The 21,696-nt window shown below is 73.5% G+C and carries 15 protein-coding genes; 2 read left to right on the plus strand and 13 right to left on the minus strand.

The features are described 5' to 3' along the window. Positions 1-136: 136 nt before the first annotated feature. The 8 genes from ACGFYV_RS17750 to ACGFYV_RS17785 all read right to left on the minus strand — a co-directional run bounded on the left by ACGFYV_RS17750 (position 137) and on the right by ACGFYV_RS17785 (position 8,760). Positions 137-1,963 carry a VgrG-related protein gene (locus ACGFYV_RS17750; RefSeq protein ID WP_393879309.1) on the minus strand — a complete coding sequence of 609 codons (1,827 nt, stop codon included), beginning with the start codon at positions 1,961-1,963 and terminating at the stop codon, positions 137-139. Further along, on the minus strand, positions 1,960-2,679 hold the full coding sequence (locus tag ACGFYV_RS17755) for a LysM peptidoglycan-binding domain-containing protein (RefSeq protein WP_393879310.1): 720 nt from the start codon (positions 2,677-2,679) through the stop codon (positions 1,960-1,962). Before ACGFYV_RS17755 ends, ACGFYV_RS17750 begins: the two co-directional genes overlap by 4 nt. Further along, positions 2,679-3,104 (minus strand): phage tail protein, encoded by a 426-nt coding sequence (locus ACGFYV_RS17760; RefSeq protein ID WP_393879311.1) that lies wholly within the window; start codon positions 3,102-3,104, stop codon positions 2,679-2,681. Before ACGFYV_RS17760 ends, ACGFYV_RS17755 begins: the two co-directional genes overlap by 1 nt. A 105-nt stretch (positions 3,105-3,209) precedes the next feature. After that, positions 3,210-4,049 carry a hypothetical protein gene (locus ACGFYV_RS17765; protein ID WP_393879312.1) on the minus strand — a complete coding sequence of 280 codons (840 nt, stop codon included), beginning with the start codon at positions 4,047-4,049 and terminating at the stop codon, positions 3,210-3,212. A gap of 2,011 nt (positions 4,050-6,060) precedes the next feature. After that, on the minus strand, positions 6,061-6,219 hold the full coding sequence (locus ACGFYV_RS17770) for a DUF6760 family protein (RefSeq protein WP_393879313.1): 159 nt from the start codon (positions 6,217-6,219) through the stop codon (positions 6,061-6,063). Next, positions 6,216-6,737 carry a hypothetical protein gene (locus ACGFYV_RS17775; RefSeq protein ID WP_393879314.1) on the minus strand — a complete coding sequence of 174 codons (522 nt, stop codon included), beginning with the start codon at positions 6,735-6,737 and terminating at the stop codon, positions 6,216-6,218. Before ACGFYV_RS17775 ends, ACGFYV_RS17770 begins: the two co-directional genes overlap by 4 nt. After that, a complete protein-coding gene (locus tag ACGFYV_RS17780; protein ID WP_393879315.1) occupies positions 6,734-7,174 on the minus strand; it encodes a phage tail protein in 441 nt (146 codons plus the stop codon). Before ACGFYV_RS17780 ends, ACGFYV_RS17775 begins: the two co-directional genes overlap by 4 nt. Before the next feature lie 35 nt (positions 7,175-7,209). Further along, positions 7,210-8,760 carry a phage tail sheath family protein gene (locus tag ACGFYV_RS17785; protein ID WP_393879316.1) on the minus strand — a complete coding sequence of 517 codons (1,551 nt, stop codon included), beginning with the start codon at positions 8,758-8,760 and terminating at the stop codon, positions 7,210-7,212. A gap of 263 nt (positions 8,761-9,023) precedes the next feature. On the opposite strand from ACGFYV_RS17785, the gene ACGFYV_RS17790 reads away from it, so the two are divergent. Then, positions 9,024-11,327 (plus strand): DUF4157 domain-containing protein, encoded by a 2,304-nt coding sequence (locus ACGFYV_RS17790; RefSeq protein WP_393879317.1) that lies wholly within the window; start codon positions 9,024-9,026, stop codon positions 11,325-11,327. A 48-nt stretch (positions 11,328-11,375) separates the two neighbouring features. Here ACGFYV_RS17790 and ACGFYV_RS17795 read toward each other — a convergent pair whose 3' ends face one another. From ACGFYV_RS17795 to ACGFYV_RS17810, 4 genes are all read right to left on the minus strand, one after another. Further along, positions 11,376-13,577, minus strand: a complete 2,202-nt coding sequence (locus ACGFYV_RS17795) for an ATP-binding protein (protein ID WP_393879318.1) — start codon at positions 13,575-13,577, stop codon at positions 11,376-11,378. Further along, positions 13,574-14,278 (minus strand): DUF4255 domain-containing protein, encoded by a 705-nt coding sequence (locus ACGFYV_RS17800; protein ID WP_393879319.1) that lies wholly within the window; start codon positions 14,276-14,278, stop codon positions 13,574-13,576. Before ACGFYV_RS17800 ends, ACGFYV_RS17795 begins: the two co-directional genes overlap by 4 nt. Beyond that, entirely contained in the window at positions 14,275-17,442 is a 3,168-nt protein-coding gene (locus ACGFYV_RS17805; protein ID WP_393879320.1) for a hypothetical protein, read from the minus strand. Before ACGFYV_RS17805 ends, ACGFYV_RS17800 begins: the two co-directional genes overlap by 4 nt. 139 nt (positions 17,443-17,581) lie before the next feature. Beyond that, positions 17,582-18,289, minus strand: coding sequence for a response regulator transcription factor (locus ACGFYV_RS17810; protein WP_393879375.1), 708 nt, complete (start codon positions 18,287-18,289; stop codon positions 17,582-17,584). Positions 18,290-18,569: 280 nt separating this feature from the next. Between ACGFYV_RS17810 and ACGFYV_RS17815 the strand changes: the two genes are divergently transcribed. Next, positions 18,570-19,862 (plus strand): hydrolytic protein, encoded by a 1,293-nt coding sequence (locus ACGFYV_RS17815; RefSeq protein ID WP_393879376.1) that lies wholly within the window; start codon positions 18,570-18,572, stop codon positions 19,860-19,862. Between the two features lie 267 nt (positions 19,863-20,129). Here the strand turns inward: ACGFYV_RS17815 and lpdA are convergent, their stop codons facing one another. Beyond that, positions 20,130-21,542 carry a dihydrolipoyl dehydrogenase gene (gene lpdA, locus ACGFYV_RS17820; RefSeq protein WP_393879377.1) on the minus strand — a complete coding sequence of 471 codons (1,413 nt, stop codon included), beginning with the start codon at positions 21,540-21,542 and terminating at the stop codon, positions 20,130-20,132. Positions 21,543-21,696: the final 154 nt, after the last annotated feature.

Genomic DNA, 21,696 nt, shown 5'->3' on the forward strand with positions numbered 1-21,696 from the left:
AAGGTCGGGTCACGAACCGCAACGGCCGTGAGAATCAGGCGGGTTGGCGGGTTGGCGGGTTGGCGGGGTGGCGTCAGTCGATGTGTCAGTTCGCTGCGTCAGTTGATGCGTCAGATCGCTGCGTCAGATCGCTGTGTCAGTTGATGCGTACGAGGTTCGCCTTCAGCACCCCCAGCAGTCCGCCGTCGACCGTGACGTCCGTCCGGCCGGTGACACTCACGGACCGGCCGCCGACGCGGACCGCCGTGGTGGCGTCGATGTCCACGCTGCCGCCCTTCACACTGACCGTCCCGGTGCCCGCGTCGAGCGTGATGCCCCGCTCGTCCAGCCGCACCGAGGACAGCGGGCGCCGGCCGCCGGCCGCGAACACCGTCACCTCGATCGCGTTGCCACGGTCGTCCAGCATCACCTGCAGCCGTTCGTCCGCGGTGCGCAGCCGCACCCCGGACGGGCCCGGCGCCGGAGCGTCCAGCAGCTCCACCCGATGACCCGAACGCGACACCACGGAACGGCGGTTGACCTTGCCGCTGGTCGCGTCCACCAGCGGGACGTCGTGCGGTGAGGGCCGGTCCACGCCGTTGTACAGGCCGCCGATGACGTACGGGCTGTCCAGCAGCCCCTGTTCGAAGCCGACCAGCACCTCGTCGTTGACCTCGGGGCTCACCACACCCCCGCCGCCCTTGCCGCCCCACTGCACCGTGCGCACCCAGTCGGTCACGTACGTGTCGTCCAGCCAGGGGAACTTCAGCCGGACCGCGCCGGTCCGGGCGCCTCCGGGCTCCCGCACGTCCGTCACCACGCCGATCGCCAGCCCCGGCATGCGCGGACCGCGGCCCGGCGCGTTCGCACCCGTCACCAGGCCCGTGAGGGACCGGTCCGGGCTGGCGCTGACCCACACCGTGGTCCGGTACCCGCCGTGCGGGTCCAGGCTGTGCTGCACCGCCGTCGCCGTGTACCGCCCGGAGAACGCGGGACCCACGTTGCCGAGCGCGACCGGCCGGCCCGCGCGCAGCCGCGGATTCCCCTCGGCCACCGCCTCCAACTCGCCGAACCCGGCTCCGACTTCGGCGGCGATCGCCCCCGCCGCCGCCGTCGTCTCGGCCTGTGTGCGGTACGGGGTGTCCGTCACGGTCAGCTTCGCCGACGCCCCGAACGCGGAGGCGAGCGACGGGCTGAGCCCCGGCAGCACGGTGTCGCTCCTCACGGACGGCTGCCGCGCCACCAGCGGCGTCTTGGTGGTGACGTCCCAGCCCCGCACCTCCACCGAGTTCGCCCCGTCCGCACCCGACAGGGAGGCCCGCAGCGCCAGCAGGTTGCGCCCGTACTCCAGCACCATCGGGTTCTGCGTCGCCGGGGTCGAGGGCGCGGGCGCGCCCGACGCCTTCTCGGGCCGGGTGAACTGCAGCACCCCCTTGTCGTCGACCCGCACCCGCGCACCGCTCTCACCCGCCAGGAACTGCAGGAAGTCCCAGTCGGAGACGTTGGCCTGCGACAGCTGCCGGTAGGTGACCGGCGCCGCCTCCACCTTCCCGCAGGAAAGGCCCGCCCCGGCCGCCACCTTGCGGACGATGGCGGCAGCCGTCATGTTCCGGTACGCCACCACCTTCCGGCCCCGCTGCAGCCGGTGCGTGGTCGAGTAGGCGCGCACCACCGTGAACGAACCGGTGCTGTCCCGGTCGATCTCCACCCCCGTCACCTCGCCGTTGAACAGCCGCTCCCGCGCCTGCCCGGCGACCGTCACCACGGACACCTTCAGCGGTGTACCGAGCGTGATACCGGTCGACTTCAGGAACTCGTGGTCGGGATCGCGGTAGACCAGCACGGCGGAGTCCGGCAGCCCCACGTTCTCGTCCACCACACAACTCACCAGCTGCGCCGCCCAGATGGGGGGCAGCTCGCCGGGCGCCTCCACGACGGGGTCCGCCGCGAACGACCGGCCGCCCCGCGCCTCCGGAGTGCTCACCGCTCCTCCTCACCGCCCGCGTCCCCCAGCGCCGGCACCACCAGGTCGGTGCCGGGTACGAGGGCCATCGGGTCGTCGATCCCGTTCGCCTCCGCGATGGCCCGCCAGGCCGTCGCGTCGCCGTACTCCCGCCAGGCCAGCAGCGCCAGGCTGTCCCCGGCCACCACCGTGTGCGTACGCCGGGCCGTGCGCGCACCGGAGGTCGGGTTCTGGCCCGGCGGGTCGACGCTCGCCTCCTCGACCGACAGCGCGCAGGTCGCCCGCAGCGGCTTGCCGTCCACGTCGAACAGCGTGTACGTCACCGACAGGCTCGACAGCACCCCGTCGAACGACGTCGTCCGCGCCGAGCCCCACTCGAACCGCACCCACGGGCTGGCCGGCTTCTTCCGCGCGAGACTCGCCGGCGTCGGCACGCACGCCTTCATCAGCTTCTCCACCGCCTGCTCGACCGAGTTGTCGTGGGTCGAGGTCGCGTCGAGGAAGACCTCAAGGCTCAGCTCCCGCGGGCCGCTGCCCACGAACTCCGGCAACGCCGACTGCCCGGCCATCCGCGAGGGAGTGCGCCGCCACTCGGTGGCCTTGCTCAACTGGAGCGTGGTCGGGTTGAACTGGAGGTCCAGCCGTGCGATCGTCCCGCCGGGCTTCGCGCCCACCGCCGCCGGCGGTTCCTTCAGCGTCAGCTGGGCCCTGGCCCGGCTGGTGCGGACGGCCGCCATCAGGAGGGCCTCAATCCCTCGTGGGCGATCTCCAGCGTCTCCACCGCGGGCTCCGAGGAGGACGGGTCGAACGACGGCCCCTGCCAGCGCACCGGCACGATGCCGAGCACCTGCCAGCTGATGATCCGGCTCAGATCCGGCCGCAGCGCCACGATCTCCCCGTCCTTCGGCTCCACCCGGCGCAGCGTCTCGTCGAGCCAGCGGCCGATCTTCGCCGTGTCGGCGGTGACCGGACGCGTCAGCGTGATGTTCGACCAGGTGACCCGGCCGGGCAGCTGCCAGGTGAAGCCGTTGTTGCCGCCCTCCGCGTAACTCTCCATCTCCACCTCCGCCCCCATGCCGGAACAGGTGTGGAAGGCCCCCAGATCGCTGCCGCCGATCGCGAGCTGGAAGAACACGCTCGTCGCGAAGATGTTGTCCGTCACCCGTAGACCGTCCGTTCCGTGTCTTCCGTGTCTTCAGCGTCTTCCGTGCGCTCAGCGTCCTCAGCGTCCTCAGCGTCCTCAGCGTCTTGAGCCTCTTCCGCGTCCTCAGCGGCGTCCGTCATAGGGGCGGCCCGTCCGTTCCCGGCCGCGCCGCAGATCGGCCCGGAGCAGCCGGGTCATCGGTTCCAACAGGCGTCGCGCCAGGTCGTCCAGGTCGAGTCCGGGTGCCTGTGCCTGTGCCTGTGCCGGCGCCGGCGCCGGCGCCTGTGTCTCCGGTGTCCGCGGCGACCGGTCCGCGGCGGGTGCTCGGGTCCTGGCGGGGGCGGGTGGTGCGGAGGCCGAACGCTGCCTGCCGGCCGTCTGTACGGTCGTCGCCGGGGTGTCGCCCGTGCGGACGGCGCGGACGACCGGGACAGGGGGAGTGGGCGCCGCCTGGGGAGACGGGCGGTCCTGGAGCGGGGACTTCAGCGGCTCGGACAGCGGTAGCGCGGGCAGACGCGCGGGTGCGGCGCCGCCGGATGCCCCCCGCTGGACCGGGGGAGTGACGGGGCGATCCGGCCGTACGACGGGCACCGCCGGTCGAGGGCGGGCCGGGCCGGAACCGGTGCTGTGATCGGCCTTGCCTGAGGGGTTGCCGGAGGGGTGGCCTGGGGGATGGCCGGAAGGGAGCGACACCTTCGGGTCCGAGGTGGCCGGGCGCGAGGAGGGGGCGACCGGTGGTGTGCGCCGCACATCGGGGCCCGGGTCGGACACGCGGCGCCAGGAGGCGGGTACGACGGGAGGTGCGGAGGCGCGGGCGCCGGCCGGCGCAGTGATGCCCTCCTGGGCACGGGTCCGGATGAGGAGAGGGCGCGCGGCGAGCAGCGCGAGGGTGCGGGGTGGCATCGGCTGGTTGCCGGCGGTGGGTGTGTGCGCGCTGATGACGCCGGGCCGTCCGTCGGACACGGTGATCGTGCGGGCGATCGTGACCGGGTCCGGTGCGCCTCGGTCCTTGGATACGGCCTTGTCGGCCTGCGTGCTGGTGGGCGCCGCCGGCGCCGGGTGCTCGTGCAGGGGCAGGCGTTGTACGGCGGCGGGTGAGATGCCTGACTGGGCGGTCGGGGTTGCTTCGGTGGACGCGGAACTCCCCGGGGGAACAGCGGAGTTGACCGCTGGTCCGGGGCGCGCCGAGTTCGTCGCGCCGAGCAGGGGTGCGGTACGGGCGGACCCGTCGAGCGGACCTGTACCTGTCGCGGCCGTACCGTCCGCGCGTGTCCGTGCGTCCCGGACGTCTGACGTGCGCTGGACGTCGGGGGCCCTCCCGGGAGGTGGCCCCGGGGCTGGTGGTCCCGCAGTCGGTGGCAGCGCGGTCGGTGGCAGCGCGGGAAGAGGTGCCCCCAGGCCGCCACGGGCGCGGGCTCCGGACGTGCCGTGTGCTGTGTCCCGGCGCGTCGGCGCGGGAACGGTCGGCGATGCCGGTCTCGCCCCGCTCCTTGGAGGTGCCGCCGTGCCCGCATCGCGGGATTCCCCCGAGCCGGGGACCGCCGCCTGACGCTGGATGATGGGCAGCGCCGGTCCCGTCGTGCGTCGAGCGTCGGCTGTGGCCTCGGGCGCCGGGGGGCCACTGGGAGCCAACGGTCGTGCAGTGGGCGGGAGTTCGGTCATGGGCGCGCCCAGGGGTGCCCGGGTGGCCGGTTGTGTCCGGGAGAGGGCGCGTTGTGCGGGTGGCGGGGACGTCGGAGAGGCTCCCGCGGCGGTCGCGGCGGTCGCGGCGGTCGTGGCGGTCGTGGCGGTCGTGGCGGTCGTGGCGGTCGTGGCGGTCGTGGGTTCCGAGGGTTCTGTGTGTCGTACGGGTCCTGTGCCGGAGGGGACGTCCGGGGAACCGCCGGATCGGACGTCGGGGCGCAGGACCGTGATGCGGCGTGCCGGACCGGTCGTCCGCCGGGCGACCGTCAGCGAGGGGCTCAACGGTCGGGGGCGGACGGCAGGGGCCCGCTGGACGTGGGCCTGCACGGCTCCCGACTCGCCTGCCGCGGTGGAGCGTTGACGTGCGGCACCCGGCAGTGCGGCGCCGCTCGGCGCCGAGGCGCTCGTGCGCGAGGTGCCGCCGGCCTGTGATGGCGTACGGACGCCGGACGCGTCCCTGGCCGAGCCTCGGGCCGGAGCCCCGCCGTCCGAGGAGTTCGGGACCACGGCGATCCGCCGTACCACCGGGATCTCCGGTGCCGCCGTCGGCCGCCCGGAGTCGGTGGGACGGACCACCGGGCCGGCGTCCCCCTCCGCACGGCCGGGCGGAGTCGGGCCCGAGCGCTGCACCGAAGGAGGAGTGGCCGTACCGCTCCCCGCGGCCGGACCGGGTGTGGCAGTCGCGGCGGAGGCCGGCCGGGCGACGAGGACCGGGCTGCCGCCGCCCTGCGGACTGCCGTAACTGCCCTTTAGAGCACCGGAGTTCATTGCGGAGGGAGGAGTGGCGGAAGAAGTGGCGGACGGAGCGGAGGGTGACCGCGGATCGCGCGTGGGCGCGACCTCGGTGCCCATCTCCTCGGCCTCGGCGCCCGTCTCCTCCGCATACGGCCGCACCGCCCGCAGAAGCAGGGGCCCGCCGTCCGAGCGCTGCACGGGGTGGGCCGTGGCCGGGTGGGTGACGCCGTGGACCAGGCCGATGGGGGCGGTGGGCAGCAGGGCGTGGCCGAGGCCCGCGTCGAAGGACGGGTTCTGCCAGGAGGCGAGGCCCGACCGGAACACGAGGCCGTCGCTGACGCCGATCGGGGCGCGGGCCACGGTGAGCGTCGGCGGCGGCGTACGGCGCCAGCCTCCGTCCCAGTCGGCCGGCACGGACGGACGCGGGGCGGGGGAATCGGCCACGGTGGGGGAGTCCGGCACGCCCGGGGAGCCGGGCGCACCCGGCGCGGGCCGGGCGGCCGGGTTCGCCGTGGTGGACCGCCGGCGCAGCAGTCTGTCCCGCCATGCCATGAACTCAACCGCCCTCGTTCATCCGGGTGTTGATACGGGCGATCTCGGCCACCCACTCCCGCCGTTCGGCGTGGGTGAGGTCCAGGATCTCCTCGCGCTGCCAGTGGAAGTGGTAGGCGACGTACGCGATCTCCTCCCGCAGTCGGGGGAGCGCGTACGTCACGATTCCCCCAGGCGCCCACCCGAGAGGTCCACCTCGAAGGCTCCCTCGCAGTGCGGGCAGGTCACCGCCGCGCGGGTGTGCCCCTCGCTGTTGACACGGCGGTAGAAGTCCTGGAGGAACGCGACATCGGTGGCGTACATCCGTTCCACGATCCCGGCGTGGACGTCGGTGACGGCGCCGAGCCGGGTGATCACCTGGCTCAGCAGCACCACGCTCAGATACGCCGGGTTCTCCTTGACCCGGAGATCGATCTGCGGGCGCAGTTCGTCCCGGGCGGTGGCGAGCCGCATCGCGCCGTGCCGGTGCACCGTGCCCGCCTCGTCCACGTACCCGCGCGGCAGTTCGAACTCGAACTCCGTGCGCAGTCCGTGGTCCTGGGGTGTCGCGGGGCGGCCGGTCGGGGCCGGGGCAGGCGGCTGCGCGGCCTCCCGCGCGAGCCCCTGGGCGGGTGCGGGTCCGGGTGCGGTCATCTCCAGGATCTCGTCCAGGTTGCCCGCCGTGACGGTGCGGCGCCTCATTCGACGACGATCTCCTCGAACACGATGGTGACGGACTCCGTGGCCGCGGCGGACTCGCCGGCCTTGAGGGAGGGGCCCTCCCACTTGGAGGCCCAGCCGTTCATCAGCTGGATACGGCGGACCGTCTCGCCCTGGGTGTCCTTGATCTCGATGGTCAGGTTCTGCCGCGCGGTGTCGACGGCACCGTTGTTGAGCGTCTCCTTGATCCACTTGGTGAACTCGCTGCTCTGGTCGAGTCCCCGGGTGATCGTGATCTCACCGGCCTGGCGGGCGCCGGGCTGCTTGCGGATGATCTGCTTGCCGTCCGAGCTGACCTGACGGACCTCGACGACCTCCTCCTCGACGCTCAGCCCGCTGATCTCCTGGATCGACTCGACCAGGTATCCGCCCAGCTGCACGCCGAAGACGTGGGTGGAAAGCGCATCGCCCTCTGCCATGAGTCTCTGTCACCTTTCCTTGACCGACCCGCGGGTCACTCGTCGATGAGGCTCGTGCTGTCGGAGAACTGGGCCAGCCGGAACACCACGAACTCGGCGGGCTTCACGGGCGAGACGCCGATCTCGCAGACGACCCGGCCCTGGTCGATGGACTCCTGCGGGTTGTTGTCGCGGTCGCACTTCACGTAGAACGCCTCGTCGGCGGTGCGCCCGAAGAGCGCGCCCCGGCGCCACTCCTCGGTGAGGAAGGCGGTGACGTTGCGCCGGATACTGGACCACAGCCGGTCGTCGTTGGGCTCGAAGACCACCCACTGGGTGCCCAACAGGATGGATTCCTCAAGGTAGTTGAACAGGCGCCGCACGTTCAGGTAGCGCCAGGCCGGGTCGGAGGACAGGGTGCGGGCACCCCAGACGCGGATGCCGCGCCCGGGGAAGGCGCGCACGCAGTTCACGCCGATCGGGTTGAGCAGATCCTGCTCGCCCTTGCTGAGCCGCAGCTCCAGGTCCACCGCGCCCCGGATCACCTCGTTGGCGGGCGCCTTGTGCACACCGCGCTCGGCGTCGGTGCGCGCCCACACGCCGGCGATGTGACCGCTCGGCGGGACCGTGGTGTTGTGGCCGGCCGCCGGGTCGAACACCCGCACCCAGGGGTAGTAGAGCGTGGCGTACCGGGAGTCGTAGCCCGCCTCGTCGTTGCGCCAGGTCCGCACCTGCTGGGCGGTGAGACCGGGCGGGGTGTCCAGGACGGCGACCCGGTCGCCCATCTGCTCGCAGTGCGAGATCACCGCGAGCTGGACGGTGCGCACCCCCTCGGCGTCGATGTCACCGCGCTGGTACGCGCCCATCAGGTCGGGGACCGCGACCATGGTGACCTCGTCGATGGCCTCCAGCCCGGCGAAGCCGGTGCGGGCCGCGGCGTCGCCGACGTACTCGGCCGGGTCGATCCGGGCCGCCGCGCCGGACGCGGGCAGCGCGGGCGAGGCGGGCGCGTCGGGCACCGCGACCGTCTGGGCGGCGGGCCGGGTGTGGGAGGCGTCGCGCAGCTCGGTGACCTCGATCAGCTTCGAGGCGCGCAACTGCGTGACGACGTAGCCCTTGACGTTCTTGCGGGTGGAGACGTCGTACGTCTCGACGACCTGGTCGCCCTGGCGGACCAGCAGCTTGAAACGGTCCTCCGGCGGGGTCTCGCCGTCCGCGTCGGCGATCTCCACCGACACACCCGTGGCGCCGGGCCTGGCCGTGATCCGGAGACCGCCGAGCGTCACCGCTTCGGGGGCCCGCACCTCGGGGGCATCCCCCCGGCCGGTGGCGGAGGCCCCGCCGTCGCCGCCGATCCGCACCACGTAGGCCGCGCCGCCGCCGTTGGAGAAGTAGCCGTACACGGCGTGCGCGAGGTAGGTGCCCTCGGTGAAGCCGCCGAACACCTGGTTGTACTGGTCCCAGTTGGTGACCAGGGTCGGTTCGTGGAACGGCCCCGACGGGGCGAAACCGACGAACGCGGCGATGGCGGTGCCGACCCCCTCGATCGGGCGGGCACCGGACTGCACCTCCTCCACGTACACGCCTGGGGTGAGGTACGTCGGCATGCTCGCTCCTTCACGTTCCACGGGGGTCACCTGCGTCGATGCCGAGTGTCCGAGGCGGGTCGGGCGCGGCGACAGGGGCGTTGGGACCTGCCCGGGGGCAACCAGACTGCCTCGACGGGCGCCCGGACGGTCCGAACGGTCGCCCGCGTCGGCGACCCGTCCTGCCCGCACGAACCTGGACACCCCTGCGTCCGGCGCAGTCCACTGGAGGGACACGACCGGCGTGCCGTGGGCCGCGGCGGTGGTGCCGTGAAGGAGGCAGGGTGCAGACATCCAGGCAGCGCACCGACCGTACGGGCACCCGGGAGGGCACGCCGGGCGCCCGTGCCGTGCCCCGCCGGACACCCTCCGCCGGTGCGGCCGTGCCACCGCCGCTCACGGCGGAGGTGCTGCGCGCCGTACAGCGGACCGCGGGCAACGCCGCCGCGTCCGCCATGATCGGGCGCCGGACCGCGATGGAGTCGGCGCCCGAACGGCCCGTCACCGGGTCGGCGCCCGAACGGCCCGCCACCGAGTCGGCGCCCGAACGGGCCGTCATCGACTCCGCGCCCGAACGCCCCGTCATCCAGTCCGCGTCCGACCGGTCCGCGTCCGACCGGTCCGCGTCCGACCCGTCCGCGTCCGACCCGTCCGCCGCCGGCGTGCGCGAGGTGCTGCGCTCCGCCGGCGCCCCGCTCGCCGTGCCGGTACGGCAGGAGATGGAGTCCCGGCTCGGCGCCGACTTCTCCGGTGTGCGCGTGCACACGGGGGCCGCCGCTGCCCGCTCGGCCCGTGCCATCGGCGCCCGCGCCTACACCTCCGGCAGTCACGTGGTGATCGGCGCCGGTGGTGGCGACAAGCTCACCCTGGCCCACGAGTTGACCCATGTCGTCCAGCAGAGCAAGGGCCCGGTCGCGGGCACCGACCACGGCGACGGGCTGCGCGTCAGCGACCCCGCCGACCGCTTCGAGCGGGAGGCCGAGGCCAACGCACGGCGGGTGATGTCCGGCCCGGTCCGACTCGCCCGCGCCGTGGACGAGCACGCCCGGGAGGCGGAGTCGGAGGCGGAGGCCGTCCCGGACCGGACGCCGACCGCCCGCGTGGCGGACACGGCCGCCGTCCAGCGCCTCGTCGGCTTCGAGACCGAGCTGAGCGTGCCGAGCTACGGCGACCACGAGCCCACCGGTCTCCACCCGATCGAGGGGCGCCAGCCCGCCCGCGACCTCGGTGCCTTCTTCCACGGCGGGCTGCCCTACGGCGAGACCGTCATGACCGAGCCGAACCTGCGGATCCTCACCGACCACAACGCGCTGGGCCGCCGGGTCCGGGCCCTGCACGCCGTTCTCGCCGGACTCACCGACGGCGACGGCGCTCCCGTCGTGACCGGGCACCCCTTGTCGACGATGAGCAACCTGGAGTACGTCACCGACCCCATCGACGAGATGGCGCCCGGTTCCGACACCGCCGCGAAGCAGCTCGCCGAACGCATCGAGGCGCACGTCGCGGAGATCTTCCGCCAGCAGCCGAAGGAGCGGATCCTCAGGGTGCCGGGTGCACGGAAGGCGGCGACCGGCACCCCGCTGAGGGCTCTCGCCGACTGGCTCGGCCCCGAGAGGTTCAACAGCCCACAGGTGCGGGAAGCGATCGAGGGATACCAGTCCGACGTCAAGTGGGAGCTGTACATCCAGGCCACGCTGGGCGTCCTGCCCTCCGGACTGCCCTCGCTGTACAGCTTCCAGGCCACGGGCGTCAGCCACGCGTCCCGGCGCAAGCCCCAGAACGCGCACGTGGCGGACGCCTGGCAGGAGGCCGCCGACACCGTCAACCGAATGGTGCCCCAACTGCGTTCCGAGATCGTGCCCACGCTCCTGCCCGGCCTGGACAACGGCGACCAGGAGGCGCTGACCGGCACCCTGGCCCTCGGCCTGTCGTACGCCATCGGCAGCGCCCTGGTGGAGTCCGGCATGCGCGGTGCCAACTCGACCACCAAGAACGCCGTTCCGTTCCTGCTGAAGCTGGCGAACCTCGGCACGATCAGGAATCAGGCCACCACCGGGAAACTGCGGGAGCGGGACGTCCCGGTCGAGGGCGTCAGGGCGCTCGCGCAATGGATGCACACCAACATCCCGCAGACCGGGCCCACGTACTGGACGGCGCGGATGGCACATTACCCCGGTAACACGCCGAATCCGGACCACCCGGTGTACGGCACCGGAAAGACGGGCGCGGACAACACCGCCGACATGCTGGACAGCCTCCTGAACGGCAAGGAGGACTTCCCGGTGATCGCGCCGGGCAAGGCGCTGCCGGCGCCGGACGAGCCCAACGCCGAGATCGTCCCGCACATCGGCGGTCAGAAGGGCGCCCCGGTCGAGATGCGCTGGCTCACCACCCGGGCCACCCACGAGGGGCAGCTGTGGCCCATGTTCAAGACGGTCATGGACGAGGCTCGCAAGGCCAACCTGGCGACGGTCCCCACGGACGTCAGCAAGCAGATCTGGGACGCCGTGCAGGACCTCAACGCCACACCGGCCGCGATGACCTATGGATCACTCGCCGCCACCGAGACCATGGACCTCGACCGCTGACCTCGCGGGTGGCGGCCATGCGGCGACTCGGGTGCCGCACAGGCCCGTTCACCCCTCGCTCAGCACGTCCCGCGTCCAGGGGCCGAACTCGCTCTCCAGGACCAGGCGTCCGAGCTTGCGGTACTCCTGGGCCACCGCCGTCACCAACTGCCGCATGGTGAGCGGCTGTCCGGACTCCGCCGTGAGGTAGGCGGCACTCACCGCACAGGCTCGGATGGAGCCGCCGGCCAGTTCGAAGCGCTCGGCGCAGAAGCCGAGGTCCAGGTCGGCGGCGCGCGGCAGCCGGTCCCCGAGACAGCGTTCCCACAGGGCCAGCCGCCGACTCGCGTCGGGCACCGGGAAGTCCGCCACGACGTCGAGCCGCCGTGTGAACGCCTCGTCCAGGTTGGCCCGCAGATTGGTGGTCAGCACGGCGATGCCGTCGAACGACTCCATGCGCTGGAGCAGGTACGCCGACTCGATGTTGGCGTGCCGGTCGTGCGCGTCCCTGACCTCCGAGCGCTTCCCGAAGATCGCGTCGGCCTCGTCGAAGAGCAGCACCGCGTTGACCGCGGACGCCTCGGTGAAGATCCGTTCCAGGTTCTTCTCGGTCTCCCCGATGTACTTGTCGACGACCGTGGACAGGTCGACCACGTACAGGTCCATCCCGAGGTCCGCCGCGACCACCTCCGCGGACATGGTCTTACCCGTCCCCGACTCGCCCGCGAACAGCGCGATCACACCGCGCCCCCGGCCGCCGCCCGGCCGCATCCGCCACTGCCCGAGCACCTGGTCGCGGTGGCGGGCCCGCACCGCCAGCTCGCGCAGCCGGCGGTGGGTCGGCGGCGGAAGCACCAGATCGTCCCAGCCGACGCCCGGCTCGACCCTGCGGGCCAGCCGGGCGAGCCCGGCGCCGTTCTGCGCCCGTACGGCGGACCGCAGGTCGTCGGCGGTGACCGGGCGGCCCGCGAGCGCGGCGGCGCGCACGGCGGCGCCGGCGGCGCGGCGCAACTGGCCGCCGTCGAGGCGGTGCGCGGCGACCGCCTCGGCGAGCGCGCCGGCGTCCCCGTCTCCGTCCCCGTGGGCACCGGCGTCTCTGTCTCCGTCCGCGTCCGCGAGGGGGTGGGCGCCGGCGAGGTCGAGGGCGTGCCGCCAGCGTGCCGTCCGCCGGGCGGGGGAGGGCGCGGTGACCGGCAGGACGACCGGGGAGTCGGCGGACCAGGCGGGATCCCAGCCGACCGTGCCGTGCGTGAACAGGGGGATGCCGCGCAGTGCGTCGCACAACTCGCCCATGGCACGGGCCCGTTCGGCGGGCTCCGGGGGCAGCTCCTCCAGCGGGCCGAGGACGACGCCCGCCCCGGTGAGCCGGGCCTCCAGCGCGGCCACCCGGGCGAGCGCGGGAACGTCGCGGGAGCGCCGGGCGAGTGCGGCCGTGTCGAGGACCAGCGGACGCAGCCCGGCCGTGCGCAGGGCGGCGACGGCGAGGCCCGGCGCGTCGCCGCCCCGGTCGGGCAGGTGCACCAGGCCCGTGCCCGAGCGGGCCGCCGCCGCTGCCCGCCGGACGTCGGCCGGCTCGGCCGTCGGGTCGGCGGCGGCCTCGCCGAGCACCCCGGCGAGCCGGGCGTCCGGCCGCGCGTCGCCCAGCAGATGGGCGGTGACCCGGTCCGGGACCGCCAACACCCGTGACAGCAAAGGCCGTTCCGGTTCGGTGACCTCCAGGAGAGCGCCCGCGACCAGCGGTGCCCCCGGGGCCAGCCGGAACCGGGCCGCCGACGCGGCGGGGGCCCCGCACAGTTCCAGGGCCAGCCCGACGGTGGCCCGACGGCGTGTCAGATCGTCGTTGAGATAGCCGTAGAGGCGCTCGAACCGGGCGTCGAGATCGGGGGCCACCGCGACCAGCAGCAGATCCGTGTCCAGTGAGGAGAGGGCGAACCGTTCGGCGAGCGTGCCGAGCACGGACCCGGACGGCACCGGTATTGGCACCGGCACCGGCACCGGCAGCGGATCGCGGCCCGGCACGTCCAGGCCGCCCGCCGTGTCCAGGCCGCCCGGCACGTCCAGGCCACCCGACGCATCCAGGCCGCCCGGCGTGTCCAGGATCCGCTGCACCGCCTCGGGGGAGAGGTACTGGCCCCGGTAGGGGTCGTCGGGGTCGGGATCGACTGCGCGGCGGGCCGCGACCGCGTACCGCACCCGCTCCTCGACGCGCCGCAGCCGGGACCACAGGGGATCGGCCGGGGCGGCGGTGACGACGTCGGCGATGTCCGTCATGGCTGCCGTCCTCCCCTGCGGCGGCGGGCGGGGGCCGGGGGCCGCTCGCGCGGACCGGCGAAGCCGTCCGGGCCCGGATCGCCGGCCTCCCGGTACCGCAGCCGGCGCCCCGGCGCCGGATCCCCGCCCTGCCGGGCGTCGGCGGCGCGGACCTCGAGCCCCTCGGTCACCGGCGGCGCGGCGGCGCTGCCCGTCCCGGCGAGCGGCGCCCGCACCCGCACGCCGAGCGACGCCTTCAGCTCACCGCCGAGCGCCGACCACACGTCGGACGCGGTGGGTGCGTCGGCGCCGACCCCCGCGGTGTCCAGGGACACGGTCAGGCCGAGTTCGGCGAGCGTGCCGGTGAGCAGCCGCGCGGGCAGCGCGTCCGTGGCGACCAGCGTGGACAACACCTGCGAGAGCAACCGGTGTTCGTCCTGCGGGCGGCTCGCCCACGCCGTGACCAGGTAGGTCAGTTCGAACCAGCGGGGCGGGGTGCGCCGCGCCACCACGTACCCGTCGGCGTCGTGGACCTCGCCCGCGCCGCTGCCGCGCCGGGTGACGTCCTCCCGGATGTCGTACAGGAAGGCGCAGACCGTGGGGGCGTTGCGGCGGGCCGCCCAGTCGCGGGTGGGCGCGTCGAAGACGATCTCGACGCCGGACGCCTCCAGTCCGGACCCGGCGAGCAGCCCGCGCAGTGCCTCGTCGACCTCGTGGATCACCGGCGGGTCACCTCGTCGGGCGGCTGCACGCTGCCGGTCACCACCAGGAAGTCCGTCTTCACGGGGGAGAATCCGGGGCCGCGCGCGGTGATGGTGCGCGGTCCGGTCTGGTCCTTGGTCAGGATGAGCAACTGGCCGATGAAGGTGCCGTCCGGCTTCGGCGCGGTCGGCGCCGCGGCGGCGGTGATCCCCGGCTTCCAGGTGAACCGCACGGGCACCCCGGGTGGGAAGTCCTTGCCGCGCACCGAGGTGACGAAGCCGGGCTTGCCGATCGCCGGGACGGCGACGATCCGCGGCTGGAGGATGCGCACCGTCGTGCGTGCCGTGTTGTCGCCCAGGTCGGCGTCCGTCCCGGTGGTCGTGAGGACGCCGGTGGCGCGGCCGGTCGTGGCCCGGTCGGGGGAGAGCACCACCTGTACGACGGCACGGGACCCCGGTGCCAGGTCCGGCAGCGCGCACACCCACTGGGCGTCGCAGCCCGGCGGCTGCCCGGCGTCCGGGATGCCGGCGGGCAGCCCGACGCGCAGCCGCAGCCCGGTCGCGAGCGCGCCCTGTCCGTTGCGCACGGTGTAGGTCACCACGACCCGGCCGCCGACGTACCCGGGGTCGGGCTGGGCGCTGACCCGGACGCCGGGGCCCGCCTTCGGCGCGGGAGGCGGGGGCGGCGGGGGAGGCGGGGGCGCCGGCGGGGTGGGGCTCGGAGTGGGGCTCGGAGTGGGCGCCGGGGCGGCCGGGCGCACCGGCACCACGGTCCGGGTGCTGTTGTCGCCGGGTTCCGGGTCGACGACGCTGCCGGTGACCGTCCAGTCCACCGGCTGGTTCCCGGGGGTGAGCCCGGTCAGGGTGACGGTGACCGGCACGGTGGCGCCGGGCGCGACCACCCCGATGTCGCACTGGAGGGAGGCGGCGTCGCAGGTGCCCGCGGGGTGACGGATCCCGGTGATCGTGACGCCGGACGGCGGAGCGATCGTCAGCCGGGTGCCCGGCGAGGCGGCCGGGCCGTTGTTGACCACGTCGACCCGGATGTCCCGGGAGGTGCCCACGGTGACCGCGGGCACCGCGTCCGGGGCGTGCACGGCAAGGTTGACCGACTGCTGGATACTGGGTTCCTTCTGACGCCCCGGCAGTTGCGTGGTGAGCGGGGACACATGACCGGTGGAGACGTTCAACCGGTACAGCTTTTCAGGGCAGTTGGCGGGCTGGTCGTCGCGGGCGCTGTAGACGATCGTGCGGCCGTCCGCCGCCCAGGCCGCGTCGCGCGGCTGGTGCGGGCCGGTGACCGTCGTGTCGGGCAACTCCTGGTGGCAGCCGTCGGCGGTGCCCCGGGCCGCCTCGGGCAGCAGCACCCGGCAGCCGGCGCCGGACACCGAGGTGAGCAGCAGGCCGTTGCGCTCGTCGACCAGGCCGGCGCCGTTCTTCCGGTTGAACGCGACGAGGCGGCCGTCCGGGGAGAACGTGGGGCTGTCGTCGATGACCGTGCACCGGCCCGGACAGATCGCCGCGCTGAGGTCGCGCTGCTGGTCGAGGGCGTCCACCGGCACGGTCCAGATGTGCTTGTTGCCGCCTGCCCCGTCGATCACCTGGGTGCGGGTGAACGCCAGCGTGGTGCCGTCCGAGGACCAGGTGGGCTGGGCGTCACGGCCCGTCTGCTGCCTGGCCGGCGGCACGATCTCGTGGAGGATCGCGCCGGTGGCGACATCGGCGATCAGGATACGGCCGGGCCCCGAGGCGGAGCCGACACCGCCCGGCGAAGTCCGTGTGAGGGCAAGGTACTTGCCGTCCGGGGAGAACGTCGGGTCGGTGTCCCAGTCCCCTGGCCCGCGCCCGGCCAGCGGCATCGGCGCCGCGTTCGAGCCGTCGGCGTCGACCGTCCAGATCCGCTCGATCCGCCCGGCCGGGCCGTCCTCGAACCGGGTGACCACGATGCGGCGGCCGTCGGGCGTGTAGTTCTGCCGCTCGGTCCACGGGTCGAAGCCGGGCGCCGGGTTGAACAGGGGATCCTTCGTCGGATCCGTCTCGGTGTCGGCGGCCGGGTCCTCGTTCAGGATCGTCAGCCCGAGGTCGCGCGGGTCGCCGCCGTCCGGCCGGACGTCCTGGAGCGTCACCACGTGCGGGCCGGACGCCGAGGTGCGCTCCACCACCGCCTGCCCGCCGTCCAGCGATCCGAGCCAGGTGGGAGAGCCGACGGCGCGGTCCTCGCTGAGCACCAGCCGCGGGAGTTCCCCGGAGTGCGCCGGCACCCGGAACACATGGTCCCAGTCGCCCTCGCAGTCACAGGTGACGTCCGGGCTGAGGAACAGCACCCCGTCCCCGTCGGGCAGCCAGGCTGCCCCGTGGGTCCGCCACTGCGCCTGGACGCCCGCGAGCAGCGGCTCGTCCCCGGCCGCCCCGCCCGTCACCCGCAGCCGGGGGCCCGTCGCCGGGTCGGCGGTGGCGGTGTACGTGTACGCGATGAGGTCCCGGTGGGCCGCGTCGTCCACCGGGTTCCACACGGGTTCGGTCGCCCTGCCGCCGAGCGCGCCGGTCACCGGTTCCGCGGTGCCCCCGGCGAGCGGCCGTACATAGATCTGCGGCCCTGCCGACGGATCGGCGTCGCAGGAGTAGGCGAGGCGCTGTCCGTCCGGTGAGACGGTCGGGCTCTGCTCGTCGTACGGGGTGTCCGTCAGCCGGGTCAGGCCGGTGCCGTCGGTGCGCACCAGCCACAGGTCGCGCTGTTTCTTCCCGTCCGGGCCGCCCGGCTCCGCCGAGTCGAACACCACCGCCGAGCCGTCCGGGGTCAGCCGTGGACGCGCGGCGTCCCGGTCGGCGGTCAGCCTGCGCACCGACCCGTCGGGGGCGCGCAGGTAGATCTGCGGACGTTTGCCGTCGCGGCGGCTCGCGAACACCAGCGTGTCCCCCAGCGCGGCCGGCTGGATGTCGTTGTGCGCCGGGCCCGCCCCGAACAGGGGCTCGCTGGACGTGGTGGTGGCCACCCGGCCCAGACTGCGGTGCCCGGTGCCCGCGTAGGCGATCCGGCCGGCGGACTCGTCGGCGGCCCGGGGGCCTGGCGCGGCGCTGCCCGGCCCCGAGGCCGCCGTCACCGCGAGCAGCGGGACCAGCAGGAGCAACGACGCGCCGAATCTTCCCGGTCGGCGTCGCCCGCCGGGGCCAGCGGTGCCGTTCACGGTCCACCTCGCAGTCTCGGAACACAGGGGTGTGCCCCGCCACCATGCGGCGCACGCGCGGTGCGCGGCAGGGCGGCGGGGCCGTGCCAGGGGAAGCGCGGGGTGCGCTTTAGGGCAGCGCCCGGGTGACGGGCAGCCCTCAGATCAGTCCGTTGCGCAGCGCGTAGCCGACGGCGTGCGCCCGGTTGCGCAGTTGGAGACGCGTGGTGACCTCGTGCAGCACGTTCTTGACGGTCCGTTCGGAGTACGAGGTCTTCTGGGCGATCTCTGCCGTGTCGAGCCCTTTCGAGACCAGGCGCAGCATGTCCGCCTCGCGCGCGGTCAGCGTGGACATCGACAGACCACGCGGATCGAGCGTCGAGCGCCGCAGGCTGCCGACGTGGGTGAGTAACTTGCCGAGCAGGTCACCGGGCAGGACACCCTCACCGTTGGCCATCGCGAGCACCAGGTGGAGCAGCCGGTCCTGGTCCGCCTCGACGCGCCGCAGCACCGCCGCGACACCGCACTCGATCACCCGCTCCAGCGCCGCGGAGTCGAACGTGCCGACGACCAGACCCGTGCGGGTGGCCGAGTTGCGCTGCAACCGCTGCAGCAGGGCGATCACTTCGTCGTCCACGGCGTCGACGACCACGAGCGACGTACGGGCCTGGTCCGCCTCGCCGTCACCGACCAGTTCGACCTCGGGGCGCTGGCGCAGCTGATGGACGACACCGATGTGCAGGACCGTGTCCTGGGCGTAGACGGCCACGGTCACCCGGTGCGGGCCGGCGGCGGGAGCGCGCCCCGACGCGGCCCGGACGGACGCCGCCCGGACGGACGTGGTGGGACGTGGGGCGCTGATGAACATGAACGGGGTCTCTGTCGCGGAGCCGGACATGCTGGGTTCCCATTTCTCGAAGAGTCCGCAGAGGGGGTGTGAGGAGACCGCCGCCCGGCCGGCGGGCCACGCGCCGTGCGTGACGGCATCAACTGGCTGTCCTCTCAGGGGAGTCGGCCTCGACCGTTCGGGGCACGGCGACTGCCCGCGCGTTGCCCTCGCACCTCTCGTCGCGCCCCGTACCCGGCTCTACCGTCGTGGCGTGACGCCATCTGCAGCCCCTTTCGGCCCCGGAGCCCCCGGCCTCGACATGCCGGCCGTGACGGTGACGCCGGGCGGTACGGCCTCGACCAGCCTGACCGTCCGCAACGACAGCGACATCGTCGAGGCCTACACACTTGAGGTCGTCGGCGACTGCGCGGCCTGGGCCACCGTGGAACCCGAGCGGGTCTCCCTGTATCCCGGCACCTCCGAGACGGTGACCGTCCTCCTGAACCCGCCGCGCTCCCCGCGGGTCCGCGCGGGCGACGTGCCTCTGGGCGTCCGGGTGCTGCCCGCCGAGCACCCCGAGTCCGTCCGGGTGCCCGAGACCACCGTGCACGTCGAGGCGTTCAGTGAACTGCGCACCGAACTGGCCCCGCGCCGCCGGCGCGGCTGGCTGCGAGGCCGCTACCGGACGGCCGTGCGCAACGAGGGCAACACCCCCGCCCGGGTGACCTTCACCCCTGAACAGGCGGGCGAGGAACTGCGGTTCGGGTTCGCGCCCGCCGAACTCACGCTGGAACCAGGAGAGTCGGCGCAGACCCGGCTGCGGGTGCGCACCGGAAAACCCGTCTGGTTCGGCAGGCCCGTGGTCTGGCCGTTCACCGTCCGCGCCGCCGACTCCGAAGCCACGGAGGACTCCGGGCGGCCCGAGATCCTCGTACGACCGCCGCTGGAAGCCGAGTTCGTCCAGATCCCGGTCTTCCCGAAGTGGCTGCTGGCACTGCTCGCGGCCGTCATCGCGCTGCTGGTGGCCTGGTTCGCGCTGGTCCGCCCGGCGGTGCGCAGCGCGGCCAGGGAGGCGGCTGACAAGGTTGTCCATCCGCGGCCCACGCCCGGCGCATCCCAGAACGGTGCCACGCCGGGGACCGGACCGGGCCAGGGTACGGGCACGGGAAGCCAACCGGGCGGCCAGAGCTCGGCTGCGCCCGGGGGCTCCGGATCCGGCGGCGGTGGGGGCGGGGGCGGAGAACTCGCCGGGGCGCAGCAGAGCTCGGCCACGATCGATCTGCAGTCCGACGCCGGGCAGACGAAGACCGGTACCTACGTGGTGCCGGCCGGCACGATCTTCGGGGTCACCGACATCGTCGTCGCCAACTTCCAGGGCGACGAAGGGGTGATGACCATCACCTTCGGAGACCGGAAGATCACCACGATCGCACTGGAGACCTTCCGCAACCAGGACTATCACTGGGTCACCCCCATCAAGATCCCCGAGAACGCCACCGTCACGGTCAAGGTGACCTGTGCGAAGCCGGGCACACCGGCCACCGGCCGGCAGGCACGGAGATGCCACGAGGTCCTCAACGTGAGCGGAGTGCTCAGCGACGCCCAGCAGTGAGTGACTGTCTCCACCACATCGTTGGCCGGGCGGGACGCCAGGGAAAGAGGGGGCTTCCAATCTGTCCGAAAGGCGACCCGGCGGCGTATGCGAGGCGAAGGCGCTGTTCGGCCCGCGGGATCCAGGGAAGACGTCTTCCGCGGGTGAACGCACCGGCGTGGTCCAGGGTCTGACGACCATTCAGAAATGGCTCATCCGCGTCGGTCGAGGGTCCGCGCGCCCAGCTGCCCGGACCGGCTCGGTCCGGGCGGCGACGGCGGCCCCGCGTCACAGGTTGATCATGTGCCCCGCCAGGCCGTGCACCGCTTCCTGGACCGCCTCGCCCAGCGTCGGATGGGCGTGCACGTTGCGGGCCACCTCGTGGACGGTGAGGTCCCACCGCTGGGCCAGGGTCAGCTCGGGCAGCAGCTCGGTGACGTCCGGGCCGATGAGATGACCGCCGATCAGCTCGCCGTACGTCGCGTCGCTGATCAGCTTCACGAAGCCCGTGGCGTCGCCCAGGCCGTGCGCCTTGCCGTTCGCGGTGAACGGGAACTTCGCGACCTTGACGTCGTGGCCCAGCTCCCGGGCCTGTTCCTCGGTGTAGCCGAAGCTGGCGATCTGGGGCTGGCAGAAGGTGGCCCGCGGGATCATGGCGTAGTCGAGTTCCATGGTCTCCGCGTCCGCGAGCGTCTCGGCGGCGATCACGCCCATCGCCTCCGCCGCGTGCGCGAGCATCAGCTTCGCGGTGACGTCACCGATCGCGTAGAGGTGCGGGACGTTCGTACGGCAGCGGCCGTCGACGTCGATCGCGCCGCGCTCGGTGACGCGCACGCCGGTGTTCTCCAGGCCGTAGCCGGTCACGTTGGGGGCGAAGCCGATGGCCTGGAGGACCTTGTCGGCCTCCAGGACCTGCTGGGAGCCGTCCTTGCCGGTGACCGTGACGCGGACCTGGGGCCCCGACTCGTCGATGGCGTCGACGCGGGTGGAGGTGAGCGCGTCGATGCCCAGCCTGCGGTACTGCTTGGCGAGTTCGGCGGAGACCTCGGCATCTTCGAGCGGGGCGAGGCGGTCCAGGAACTCGACGATGGTGACCTTCACGCCGTAGTTGTGCAGGACGTAGGCGAACTCGACGCCGATCGCGCCGGCGCCCGCGATGATGATCGACCGCGGCAGTTCCTCGGCGAGGATCTGCTCCTCGAAGGTGACCACGCGGGAGGTGCGGCGGGTGCCGGGCAGCAGCTTGGGGGTGGCGCCGGTGGCGATCACGCAGTGGTCGAAGCCGATGGTGCGGGTCTCGCCGTCGAAGCCGGACACCTGGAGGGTGTGCGGGTCGAGGAAGGTGCCGTGGCCGTCGATCTCCGTGATCTTGTTCTTCTTCATCAGGTAGTGCACGCCCTTGACCCGGCCGTCGGCGACCTTGCGGCTGCGGCGGAACGCCTCGCCGTAGTCGAACGACACCTGTCCGTCGACACGGATCCCGAAGGTCTTGGCCTCGCGGGTGAAGACGTGCGCCAGCTCCGCATTGCGGAGCAGGGCCTTGGTGGGGATGCAGCCCACGTTCAGGCAGACGCCGCCCCAGTACTTCTGCTCGACGACGGCGACGCGCTTGCCCAGCTGGGCGGCGCGGATCGCGGCGACGTAGCCGCCGGGGCCGGCACCGAGTACCACCACGTCGAAGCGGTCGCTCAGCTCGTCCACCATGGAAGCCTCTTCCCTTTGGCCTGTGTCGTTCGGCTGTGTCGTCGGGCTGTGTCGCTGCCGGGGCCGTGGGTGGGGCAGGGGTACGGAGGGTCACGGCCCGGTCGCGTCCGGACTCCGGCCAGGGTTCCCCGTCGGCCGTCGTCGGCAAACA

The organism is Streptomyces sp. NPDC048297 (genome assembly GCF_043201585.1).
Taxonomy (GTDB): domain Bacteria; phylum Actinomycetota; class Actinomycetes; order Streptomycetales; family Streptomycetaceae; genus Streptomyces.

Excerpts from the sequence above, each read along its gene's own strand:
- ACGFYV_RS17785 (WP_393879316.1), bottom strand. The coding sequence starts at position 8,760 with ATGCCGACGTACCTCACCCCAGGCGTGTACGTGGAGGAGGTGCAGTCC.
- ACGFYV_RS17795 (WP_393879318.1), bottom strand. The coding sequence starts at position 13,577 with ATGACGGACATCGCCGACGTCGTCACCGCCGCCCCGGCCGATCCCCTG.
- ACGFYV_RS17780 (WP_393879315.1), bottom strand. The coding sequence starts at position 7,174 with ATGGCAGAGGGCGATGCGCTTTCCACCCACGTCTTCGGCGTGCAGCTG.
- ACGFYV_RS17815 (WP_393879376.1), top strand. The coding sequence starts at position 18,570 with ATGCCGGCCGTGACGGTGACGCCGGGCGGTACGGCCTCGACCAGCCTG.
- ACGFYV_RS17810 (WP_393879375.1), bottom strand. The coding sequence starts at position 18,289 with ATGTTCATCAGCGCCCCACGTCCCACCACGTCCGTCCGGGCGGCGTCC.
- ACGFYV_RS17755 (WP_393879310.1), bottom strand. The coding sequence starts at position 2,679 with ATGGCGGCCGTCCGCACCAGCCGGGCCAGGGCCCAGCTGACGCTGAAG.
- ACGFYV_RS17775 (WP_393879314.1), bottom strand. The coding sequence starts at position 6,737 with ATGAGGCGCCGCACCGTCACGGCGGGCAACCTGGACGAGATCCTGGAG.